Source organism: Streptomyces javensis (genome assembly GCF_039525925.1).
Classification (GTDB): Bacteria; Actinomycetota; Actinomycetes; order Streptomycetales; family Streptomycetaceae; genus Streptomyces; species Streptomyces asiaticus.
Genome location: NZ_BAAAIF010000252.1, coordinates 1 through 999 on the forward strand (window position 1 = coordinate 1; position 999 = coordinate 999).

Genomic DNA, 999 nt, shown 5'->3' on the forward strand with positions numbered 1-999 from the left:
CCAGATCTTTCGCATGTCGCAGGAGAGCGATTCCCATGGCTGAAGTCCTTGTCTACGTCGACCACGTGGACGGTGCCGTCCGCAAGCCCACCCTGGAGCTGCTGACCCTGGCCCGCCGCATCGGCGAGCCCGTCGCGGTCTCCCTGGGTGCTGGTGCCGAGAACACCGCGTCCGCCCTCGCCGAGCACGGCGCGGTGAAGGTCCTGACCGCCGACGCGCCCGAGTTCGCCGACTACCTCGTCGTCCCGAAGGTGGACGCGCTCCAGGCCGCCTACGAGGCCGTGTCGCCGTCCGCTGTGCTGTTCCCGTCCTCCGCGGAGGGCAAGGAGATCGCGGCGCGCCTCGCGGTCCGCATCGGGTCGGGCATCATCACCGACGCCGTCGACCTGGAGGCCGGGGAGGAGGGGCCGGTGGCCACGCAGTCGGTGTTCGCCGCCGCCTTCACCACCAAGTCCCGGGTCAGCAAGGGCACTCCGGTGATCACCGTCAAGCCCAACTCGGCCGCCGTGGAGGCCGCCCCGGCCGCGGGCGCGGTCGAGGCACTGGAGGTGTCCTTCTCGGAGCAGGCCACCGGCACGAAGGTCGTCTCGCGTACGCCGCGTGAGTCGACGGGCCGTCCGGATCTGACCGAGGCCGCGATCGTGGTCTCCGGTGGCCGTGGTGTGGGCGGCGCGGAGAACTTCCCCGTTGTCGAGGCTTTGGCCGACTCCCTCGGTGCGGCCGTGGGTGCCTCGCGTGCCGCGGTGGACGCGGGCTGGTACCCGCATACCAACCAGGTGGGGCAGACCGGCAAGACGGTCTCGCCGCAGTTGTACATCGCGGCGGGTATCTCGGGCGCGATCCAGCACCGCGCCGGTATGCAGACCTCGAAGACCATCGTGGCCGTCAACAAGGACGCCGAGGCCCCGATCTTCGACCTGGTCGACTACGGCGTGGTCGGCGACCTCTTCGAGGTCGTCCCGCAGCTGACCGAGGAGGTCAAGACCCGCAAGGGCTGAC

General features: G+C 70.5%; 1 protein-coding gene. It reads left to right on the plus strand.

Translation table 11 applies throughout. From position 1 onward, the window contains the following. Nucleotides 1–35 precede the first annotated feature (35 nt). Nucleotides 36–998, plus strand: coding sequence for an electron transfer flavoprotein subunit alpha/FixB family protein (locus ABD329_RS47815; RefSeq protein WP_344318292.1), 963 nt, complete (start codon nt 36–38; stop codon nt 996–998). Nucleotide 999: the final 1 nt, after the last annotated feature.